The sequence below is a fragment of the Mycobacterium innocens genome (assembly GCF_900566055.1).
Taxonomy (GTDB): domain Bacteria; phylum Actinomycetota; class Actinomycetes; order Mycobacteriales; family Mycobacteriaceae; genus Mycobacterium; species Mycobacterium innocens.
This window is the reverse complement of sequence record NZ_UPHQ01000317.1, coordinates 1-8,545: the sequence shown is the minus strand read 5'-3', so window position 1 is coordinate 8,545 and position 8,545 is coordinate 1. Positions and strand designations below refer to the sequence as shown.

The 8,545-nt window shown below is 66.2% G+C and carries 11 protein-coding genes and 1 pseudogene; 2 read left to right on the top strand and 10 right to left on the bottom strand.

From position 1 onward, the window contains the following. A partial coding sequence (locus EET03_RS29195; RefSeq protein ID WP_136625786.1) for a DUF4238 domain-containing protein occupies positions 1 to 1,050 on the bottom strand: 1,050 nt, incomplete at its 3' end. A gap of 11 nt (positions 1,051 to 1,061) precedes the next feature. After that, on the bottom strand, positions 1,062 to 1,496 hold the full coding sequence (locus EET03_RS29190; RefSeq protein ID WP_075541846.1) for a hypothetical protein: 435 nt from the start codon (positions 1,494 to 1,496) through the stop codon (positions 1,062 to 1,064). An 89-nt stretch (positions 1,497 to 1,585) separates the two neighbouring features. On the opposite strand from EET03_RS29190, the gene EET03_RS29185 reads away from it, so the two are divergent. Both EET03_RS29185 and EET03_RS29180 read left to right on the top strand, forming a co-directional pair. Then, positions 1,586 to 3,256, top strand: a complete 1,671-nt coding sequence (locus EET03_RS29185) for an Eco57I restriction-modification methylase domain-containing protein (RefSeq protein WP_208649162.1) — start codon at positions 1,586 to 1,588, stop codon at positions 3,254 to 3,256. Further along, positions 3,253 to 3,963: a PaeR7I family type II restriction endonuclease gene (locus tag EET03_RS29180; protein WP_075541848.1), complete on the top strand. Its 711-nt coding sequence runs from the start codon at positions 3,253 to 3,255 to the stop codon at positions 3,961 to 3,963. Before EET03_RS29185 ends, EET03_RS29180 begins: the two co-directional genes overlap by 4 nt. A 41-nt stretch (positions 3,964 to 4,004) precedes the next feature. On the opposite strand, the gene EET03_RS29175 is transcribed toward EET03_RS29180, so the two are convergent. From EET03_RS29175 to EET03_RS29140, 8 genes and pseudogenes are all read right to left on the bottom strand, one after another. Beyond that, entirely contained in the window at positions 4,005 to 5,417 is a 1,413-nt protein-coding gene (locus EET03_RS29175; RefSeq protein WP_244232595.1) for a terminase large subunit domain-containing protein, read from the bottom strand. 83 nt (positions 5,418 to 5,500) lie between these two features. Then, positions 5,501 to 5,758, bottom strand: coding sequence for a hypothetical protein (locus tag EET03_RS29170; RefSeq protein ID WP_099194458.1), 258 nt, complete (start codon positions 5,756 to 5,758; stop codon positions 5,501 to 5,503). A 63-nt stretch (positions 5,759 to 5,821) separates the two neighbouring features. Further along, positions 5,822 to 6,409: a zinc metalloprotease gene (locus EET03_RS29165; RefSeq protein ID WP_244232594.1), complete on the bottom strand. Its 588-nt coding sequence runs from the start codon at positions 6,407 to 6,409 to the stop codon at positions 5,822 to 5,824. Between the two features lie 63 nt (positions 6,410 to 6,472). Beyond that, a complete protein-coding gene (locus EET03_RS29160) occupies positions 6,473 to 6,712 on the bottom strand; it encodes a hypothetical protein (RefSeq protein WP_075541849.1) in 240 nt (79 codons plus the stop codon). A 33-nt stretch (positions 6,713 to 6,745) separates the two neighbouring features. Continuing rightward, entirely contained in the window at positions 6,746 to 7,378 is a 633-nt protein-coding gene (locus EET03_RS29155; RefSeq protein ID WP_075541850.1) for a hypothetical protein, read from the bottom strand. Continuing rightward, positions 7,375 to 7,635: a hypothetical protein gene (locus EET03_RS29150; RefSeq protein WP_075541851.1), complete on the bottom strand. Its 261-nt coding sequence runs from the start codon at positions 7,633 to 7,635 to the stop codon at positions 7,375 to 7,377. Before EET03_RS29150 ends, EET03_RS29155 begins: the two co-directional genes overlap by 4 nt. Positions 7,636 to 7,809: 174 nt before the next feature. Continuing rightward, positions 7,810 to 8,379 carry a recombinase family protein gene (locus EET03_RS29145; protein ID WP_075541852.1) on the bottom strand — a complete coding sequence of 190 codons (570 nt, stop codon included), beginning with the start codon at positions 8,377 to 8,379 and terminating at the stop codon, positions 7,810 to 7,812. A gap of 59 nt (positions 8,380 to 8,438) precedes the next feature. Further along, positions 8,439 to 8,545: pseudogene (locus EET03_RS29140) on the bottom strand (IS982 family transposase); the annotation flags it as partial.

The following is an 8,545-nucleotide window of genomic DNA, read 5'->3' as shown; positions in this document are numbered from 1 at the left end:
GGCGGCACACCACCGCCCGCCCCAGCGGCGCCACGGCTCAGCCCGCACCGCCACGGTGGCCCAGTCCCAACCGGAACAGTGGCTCACCCCACAGCGGAACACTGGCTCCCGCCGACCGCAATATCCACGCTGCGCCTCACTGGCGAAGATCATGCGCTCGCGGCCTTGCTCCACGGCATCCCGCACGACTCCGACGAGTTGGCCGGTGGCCTCGCGGATCACCGCCTTTTCACCGACGTCGTTCCTGCTGAGTGCCACTACACGCTGCGGGCTCACTGGCCAGATGACGTACTCGGTGTCCAGCGTCCCCGGTCGCTCGTTGCGCACGAATGGGATCAACACTGGGGCATCGCACGTCATATACCGCGCCTTTGGGTCTTCCCAGACCTCGATCTGCCGTTTGATGAGAACGTCGGCGGCTTTCCACATGGCCTTGAACAACAGCTCGGTATGGATACCCGCTGCCTGATGCGGATTCTGATCGTCGTCAGCGATCAACTGAAACTTGGGGCTCTGAGCCGCCATCCACGCGCTGTGCTGGATCTGGATGCGCCTTTGCTGAAGAGTCCGCATCCGCTGCACCGCCATCGTGATGCCCAGGCCCAATAGGTCATCGAAGTCCAGCGTTTCCGGGTCTTCGAGGTCAGCAAATAGCCGCTGAACTCGCCCAAGTTCCGTATCCACGACACCGAACAGCTTCTCGACTCGATTGTGCGGAGCGCCATCTGGTCCGATCACCCGGTAGAAGTTCTCGTTGACGCAGACGTCCCTAGTGCCGAGCGGCTTGACCGATCCCGTCACCGTGTCGAGCGTCCACACCCGTCGACCGTCGAAAGACCACTGACGCAGGTACGCCTGTGGCACGTAGTGATGCCGACGGCTCTCAGTGTCGGGCACCCGCTGCTGGGCGAGCAGCCTGTCCATGTAGGCGCGGGCGGCATCGGACAGATAGCGCCCACCGCCGGTGTGGGGAACCTGTCCCCACGGGTTTCGGACAACCTTGGTCACCCGCCACCCGCTGATGTCGCCAAACTCTTCCTGGATAGTCAATGTCTGACGGTCTATCCGGTCATCAGGTTGCCGCCCGCACCGCCGAGCGCCCCGATGGCCACCTGTTGGAGCGCGCCGGTGAGCCAGAGTCCGATCTTCTTGGCGCGGCTGCGTTCCTCCTCGGGACGCGAGTCGTCGGCGGCGACGGCCTCGAACGCCGCAATCAGCCTTTGCAGCTGCACCTCGGGTGAGGGCCATTGCCCCGCGACCCGTAACGCCTCGCCGGTCGGCTCACCAACGAAGATGATCTCGCCACCGAAGCTGCCGGTCGCCTCCTCGAAGTACGGCTCGCGGTAGAGCGCCCGCAGGGCGCGCTGCACGGTCTCTGTGTCGAACCCGGTGGCTTTCTCGATCGCGCTTGCGCGCAGGCGTCGACCACTCTCCTCGTACAGTTCGACCGCTGCCTTGAGGACGGGAAGGTCACGCGATTCCCAAGTGTCTGCCATACGCGGGAGTATGCCCCCGCCCACGGACAATATCGGGTTCCAGTCGTGTCGCCGCCCGCATGTCGGCGGCCGCTCATAGAGTGCCAGGTGTGACCCTGACAGCCGCCGACGTGGTGCAGAACTACGGTGAGGTATTCACCCGCCGCTGGGTAGTAGACGTACTGCTGGACCTCACCGGCTACACAATCGACCGTGACCTAGCGGCCCTCCGTCTTGTGGAGCCGTCTTGCGGGTCGGGCGCGTTCCTCGGGCCTGCGGTCGAACGCCTCATCGCAAGCGCGGTTACGCATGGGCGAGACTTCGCGACAATCGGCGAGGGCATCTGTGCTTTTGACTTGCAGCCCGAGCATGTGGAGACCTCCCGCAACGTCTGCCGCGAGCTGCTAGAAAGCGCGGGGGCGTCGAAGGAGGTCGCGGCCCGATTGGCCGAACAGTGGGTCCATCACGACGACTTTCTGCTGTCGGGTGTCGGTCTGCTTGCCCACTCGGACGTACCGCCTGCCGACGTGATCATCGGCAACCCGCCTTACATCCGCTATGACGACCTCCCCGCGACTGCTGCTGCGGAATACCGACGGACGTGGGCGACGATGCGAGGCCGGGGCGACGTCTATGTCGGATTCATCGAGCGGGCGCTTCGCACCCTCAAACCAGGAGGGCAGGTTGGCTTCATCTGCGCCGACCGTTGGATGCGAAACCAATACGGTGCCGATCTGCGCAAGCTAGTTGCGAGCAGATTCGCCGTCGAACACGTCTGGACTATGCACGACGTGGATGCATTTGAGACACGCGTATCCGCTTATCCAGCGATCATCGTTCTGTCCAACAGCGCGCAGGGCGGGGTGACGGTCGCCGAGACGACTGCGGAGTTCGGGCCAGCAAGCGCATCTGCTCTCGCCAAGGCCTCGGCGCATGAGAGGTTCGATGAATACATCGACGTCGGGGTCAAAGCACACCGGCTCGCGCAGTGGTTTCCTGGCGATGGGCTGTGGCCTACCGGATCGCCTGCGCGGCTCGCGCTAATCGCCCACCTCAACGGTAAGTTCGGACCCCTGCACGACCCCCGCACCGCCACGCGGGTAGGCATTGGCATCGCCACCGGAGCAGACAAGGTGTACGTGACCAAGGATGCGAATGCCGCCGAGGCTGAACGCATGGTGCCATTGTCGATGGCCCAGGACTTAGCGACGGGCGAATTTGTTTGGCACGGCAAGTATTTGGTGAATCCGTGGGCGGAAGATGGCTCACTCGTCGCGCTGGACGATTTTCCGCGAATGGCAACATACTTGTCCGGCCACCCCGCCCTGCGCGAACGATTCGTTGCCCGGAAGGCTCCTAAATCGTGGTATCGGACGATCGACAAACTCAACGCTGGCCTCACGGCCAAACCGAAGCTGCTGCTCCAAGACATGAAGGCATACATTCACCCCGTCTTGGAGCCCGGCGGTTACTACCCGCACCACAACCTCTATTACGTGGTGTCCGACACCTGGGACATGGAGGTGCTTGGCGGGCTGCTCCTCGGACGGGTTGCGCAGGCTTACATAGAGGCTTACTGCGTCCGTATGCGCGGCGGAACCCTGCGATTTCAGGCGCAGTACCTCAAGCAGATTCGGGTGCCTCATCCTGAACAGATCGACCCGTCGGTGGCCGAGGCGCTGCGTGCGGCGTTCCGTGATCGTGACGTGGATGGGGCGACCAAGGCTGCCGGCGAGGCCTACGGCATCGACCTTGCGGAGTACGAGCTGACGACACCATGACGGCAACATTCGAGGACTACGACACCGCCGTGCGTGCCTTCTGGGCCGGGCGCGACCTTCAAACGCAGAAGCAGATTGACTCGGGCAAGATCGACGCAGGCACTCGCGGATCGGTGACTGGTGGGCAGCATCTCGGTCCACTCCAAGACGTCATCGCAGAGCAGTTCATGCCGCTAGTCGAACTGGGTGCCCAGGTTCGGCGCACCGGCATAATTCCGCTACCTGGCTTCTATCGGCGGGCGAAGAACTGGGACATCGTGGTCACCTACGAAAAGATCCTGGTGGCTGCGATCGAGTGCAAGTCGCAGGTCGGGTCATTCGGCAACAACTTCAACAACCGGACCGAAGAAGCCATCGGCAACGCGGTAGACCTCTGGCGTGGCTATGAGGCGGGCTATGTCGGAAAAGTTCGGCCCTGGCTCGGTTTTGTCTTCGTCATCGAGCACGCCCCAAAGTCCACAAGCATCGTTAGGGATCAAGGCACCCCGGTCTACCGAACTGATCCCGTGTTCGACAATTCGTCGTACATCGACCGATACGGCATTCTCTTTGATCGGTTGGTGCGCGAACGGCTCTACGACGCAACGTGTCTGGTATCCACCGTCAGTGGCGAGGGAATTCACGACGAGCCGGTGCCAGAAGTCTCGACGCACAACCTCACCGCCGCCATAACGGGCCGGGTTGCGTACATTCGCGGCCTCGTTTGAGGCCGCCGCAGCCCTGCATACGATGCGTTCGGCACGGTTGCCTAGCCGCCGATCCGGCGACGCAGATACTCGGGAATCGACGTGATCGGGCGATCGCGCATCCGCCGCTCGGTGTCGAGGGGTGACGCGAAGCCCCACTGCTGACCGATCGAGTGCACCAGCACGTCGTGGGCGACGACGACGGCGGCGAGGCTGTCGGGCTGGTGCTGCCCGGCCTGCCAGGTGACCGCCGCCTGCTCAAGATCGGGCAGGTGCCCGGCGATGCGGGTGGTGCCGGTTTCCAGCCCTTGCAGCAACGCCGCCGACCAGGCCAGCGCGTCGCCGCCGCCGCGCCCCGACCCTTTCGGAGGCCAGGTGGTCACGCGGATCGGGCGGTCGAGCTTGGCCCGGCGCAGCGCGTCGTTGACGACCCGCCGGTAGGTCTCGCGGGCGGCGAAGCCCTCGACGGCGATCTCCGACGCGCCGACGTCGACAGCAAGATCGACCGCCGCCCGCGCACAGGCGTCGGAGGTCATCGGTGCCGAGACATCGGCGATCACGACCACCACGCTCTCACGGGTCAGCGACGCCGCGACGATGCCGCAGCTGTCACCGGAGCCGGAGTCGGACGGGTCGACTCCGACGACGGTCTTGACGGCTCCCGCAGGGGCAGCCGGGAGCCGCCACTGGTCCAGCCACTCGCGCTTGACGAGGCCACCTTCGGGCGCGGCGGGCACGCCTTCGTACAGCGCGTACCAGGCCCGTTCGCCGGAGGTGCGCCGAGCAGCGGCGTAGTGGTCGGCCGTGAACCCCAGCACCGACGTCATCGCCGTGCCGGGTGCGCGACCGAGGGCATCGGGTATGCCCGCCTCGGCGACGGCGGGCACGTTGGTGTGCCGCCACACGTCCGGCTCGCTGTCGAGCAGCACCCCGGCCAGATCAGCAGGGTGCCACCTCGTCATCACCAGCAGGGTGGACCCGCCAGGGTGAACGCGGGGAGCAAGTGTGCTGCGGTATTCGCTCTCCACCCGGCGACGATGGGCGGCGCTATCGGCCTCCTGTGCGTCCTTCACCGGGTCATCAATCACCAACAGGTCGGCACCGAAACCCGTGACACCGCTGTTGATTCCGGTCGCCAGAAGCCCACCCGCATGGCCCTCGACCCTCCAGCGACCGACTGCGCGAGCGTCCTGGCTGAGCCGGATGCCCAGCATGTCCGAGTGCTCGGCGATGATGCGCCGGGCCTCGCGGCTATGCGCCTGGGCCAGTTCGTCGCTGTAGGACACAATGACCACTTCGAGATCGGGGTTACGCGACAGCGCCCACACCGATGTCCAGATCGCCAGCAGCCGCGACTTGCCGGTGCGCGGGCTGGTGGTCACGATGTCGCGTTGATCGGGTTGTTCCACGGTCCTCACGGCGATGTCCGACAGGAGCCGGATCGCGGGTGTGATGACGAACTTCGGGTCCAGCATCTTCGCCAGGTCGGCAGGGCTGGTGGGTCGTTGGCGGCTCCGCCCGGCTGCCAGCACGCGAGCGGCGGTCAGCGTAATGATGGTCACGCTGCACCTTTCTGGTCGAGACCGGCATGCTCGGCCCTCCACAGGTCGGTGCGCATCCAAGGGTGGCCGCAGCCGTCGCAGCGGTACCGGCAGACCAGACGTCGACCACCCGGCCAGGTGATCGAGGTCGGCTCCGTCAGCGAGGCCAGCCGAACCCTGCTGTCGCCCTGGTCGCCGAGCGGGTTGCAGTGCGGGCAGTAGTCCGGCAGATAGTCGATGCTCCGGCTGCCGGAGCGGCGGTCGATGGTGATCACGGTGCTCTCCTCGGTGTGTCGTTGGCGTTGTTGGTGAAGCAGTCCGGTCGCCGCTGCCGAGGCTCAGTAGCGACCGGGTGAGTTGGTTAGGCCGATGCAGCGATCGGCGGCACGCGGCGCAATCCGGCACGCAGGCTGGCGATCTGGCTGCTGCCCGTCCCGCCGCCGTCGGTGACGCCCAGAGCCTTCAACACGTCGTCGTTGGTCGCCTCGCCGGTCATGAACAGCTTCTGGGCGACGCGCACGACGGTCCAGCAGCGGCGGCACCGCACTGCGCGCCTCCGCCGTCGGGTTGCCGTACATGTCCTGCACACCCGCTGCGCACAGCCGCCGATCGTCGCTGCTGTTGGCGGTGCGCAAGTGCCGCAGCTGCATCGCCGTCGGGCGCGGCCCGTATTCCCACCGCGCCTCCGCGAACATGCCCGCATACGTCACACGGGGGTCGATGTGCTCGGACAACTGCGCGAAGGTGGTGAACCCGTGCAGACCGGACACCTTGCCGTTGGTGACGACAGCGGAGCGGATTTCGCCGCCGAGCATCGCGCAGGCCACGGCATGCCCGGCTTCATGGACGCAGGCGGCGAGGTGCCGCCGCTCGCCGTCTGTCAGGTCGGCGCGTGTGAGGGGTCGCCGGGCCTTGGTCTGGGTCATCGAGTGTCCTTTCGGGTCGGGTGATCGGTCTCCGGCGGGACGTCGGGGCGATCGGCACATAGCTCAGATCACCGCCCCGACGCCCACCTTCGAGACGCGAGGAGAGTCGTTGTGGTTGAACCGCTTCGAGAGCAGTCGTTCGCGGGCTTTGCGGTCGCGGGCGTCGGCCCGTGCTGCAGCCGCTTCGAGGTGGCGGTCGATGCACGCCGAGCAGGTGTAGCCCCAGACGTCGCCCTTGTACAGCCAGCACGGCCCGTTGCAGGACCGGCATCGCGGACCGCGATAGGAGGTCGGGGCAGTCATCGGAAGTCGTTTCCTCTCTGGCGGATTGGCGTCTCAGACCTCGATGCCCAACGCGGAGAGTTCGGCGCGAGGATCGGGCTTGGCAGCGGTCAGGACGGCGGTCTGCTTCTCGGCGGTGTCGAGCGCCCGCTCAAGCGACAGCGCGGCCCGGTCGACGGTCTCGCGCAACAGATTGTCCAGCCGGTCTGATCGTGACGGCTGACCCCGCAGGGCAGGCGCGCCGGGCGGGAAGGCCCGCGCCAGCAGGTCTGCCAACGGACGATCGACCGACGTCACCATCTCGACCAGCGCAGCCGCCCACGTCCCGTCAGCGATCATCTCGTCGGTGATCTCGGGCAGCGCGGGGCGCGGCGCGAGGTCGCAGATCGTGGTCATCGCCCACCGCCTCGCTGCAGGGTCATCGGCAAGATGCTCCGTGCGCTGCCGGGCGTCACGCTCGGCGTCCCAGCGGGTGGCGGTACCGGCGAACTCATGCACCGCGTCGGCCAAGTTGAGCACCTGCCGCCGGAGCCGCAACGGCGAGGCCAGACGGGTGATGCGATCGGCCAGCGGCCCGGCCACGTCGGCGATCTCGCAGATGGCCGAGAACTTCCCGGTGTTGACGGTCGGCAGATGCGCACGGCGACGGCGGCGAAGCTCGGCTTGCGAGTCCCGGCGCGGTGTCACTGGGCCACCGCCGCAGCGTCGGTCTGCGCGTCGGTGTCGACGTCGGTGCCGGTGTCGATCAGGTCCAGCAGTTCGTCGGCTCGTTCGGGGGTAAGCCCCGTGTCCCGGACAAGAAAGGTGCGGCGACGCCAGAAGCTCAGTGCCGCGTCGCATTCGGCGACGCGGGGACCGTCGACCTCACCCCGGCTGGCGAGCACGGCCTTACGGCCACGCCACGACTCCATGCTGCGGGTGCGAGGGTGCGGTGTTGCTGTCATGCGACCTAGTGTGCCACTCGACAGTGCAAGCAACTCGCCCAAATATGTTGCGGGCTAATGAGATAACCCCGACAACGGCGTGATTCTGTGGCGCCATCGTGGCTGCTCAGACGCAGCAACCCCGGCGCCTGCGGGAGACCGGGGGTTGTCGGGGTGTCGGCGTGTCGGGGCAGGTCAGGCGTTGACGCGGCTCCGCGTGTTGTAGACCGTCGCACGGCTCACGCCATACTCATCGGCCAGGGCCGTCGCCGATTCGCCCTCAGTGAGGCGACGAGACACCGCAGCGGCCTGTTCGTCGGTGAGTGAGGCCTTGCGGCCCTTGTACTTCCCGGCCTGCTTCGCGATCGCAATGCCCTCGCGCTGGCGCTCCAACGTCAGTGACCGCTCGAACTCCGCCACCGCGCCCATCACCGACAACATCAACACGGCGCACGGGTCGGCGCTGTCGCGGGTGAAGCTCAGGTTCTCCTTGACGAAGGTGACCTTCACGCCGCGTGCGGTCAGGTCATCGACGGTGCGGCGCAGGTCGACCAGCGACCGGGCCAGCCGGTCCATGCTGTGCACGACCAACTCGTCGCCCTCGCGCACGTAGCCCAGGCACTCGGTCAGCGCCGGACGGTCGGTGTCCTTGCCGCTGGCGTGATCGGTGAAGGTGCGGTCGACGGTGAGGCCGTCAAGCTGGCGGGCAGTGTTCTGGTCGACGGTGCTGACGCGCACGTAGCCGACTCGCTGGCCGTTGCTCATGGTGTGGTTCCTCTCGGTGTTCGTTGGGTGAGTTCTAGGTGAGTAATTCCCAACCTTGGTCAGTGGTCGTAGGCGATCAGTGACCTCTTGACTGGGCTGTTGATCTTCCAGTTGTGCCAGATCACAGCGGCAAGGGCGAGGAGGCGCTGGGCGACGCGGGCGTAGA

Coding starts and splice junctions, on each gene's coding strand:
- EET03_RS29180 (WP_075541848.1), top strand. CDS start 3,253: ATGACGGCAACATTCGAGGACTACGACACCGCCGTGCGTGCCTTCTGG.
- EET03_RS29145 (WP_075541852.1), bottom strand. CDS start 8,379: ATGAGCAACGGCCAGCGAGTCGGCTACGTGCGCGTCAGCACCGTCGAC.
- EET03_RS29190 (WP_075541846.1), bottom strand. CDS start 1,496: ATGGCAGACACTTGGGAATCGCGTGACCTTCCCGTCCTCAAGGCAGCG.
- EET03_RS29165 (WP_244232594.1), bottom strand. CDS start 6,409: ATGACCCAGACCAAGGCCCGGCGACCCCTCACACGCGCCGACCTGACA.
- EET03_RS29150 (WP_075541851.1), bottom strand. CDS start 7,635: ATGACAGCAACACCGCACCCTCGCACCCGCAGCATGGAGTCGTGGCGT.
- EET03_RS29175 (WP_244232595.1), bottom strand. CDS start 5,417: ATGCTGGACCCGAAGTTCGTCATCACACCCGCGATCCGGCTCCTGTCG.
- EET03_RS29160 (WP_075541849.1), bottom strand. CDS start 6,712: ATGACTGCCCCGACCTCCTATCGCGGTCCGCGATGCCGGTCCTGCAAC.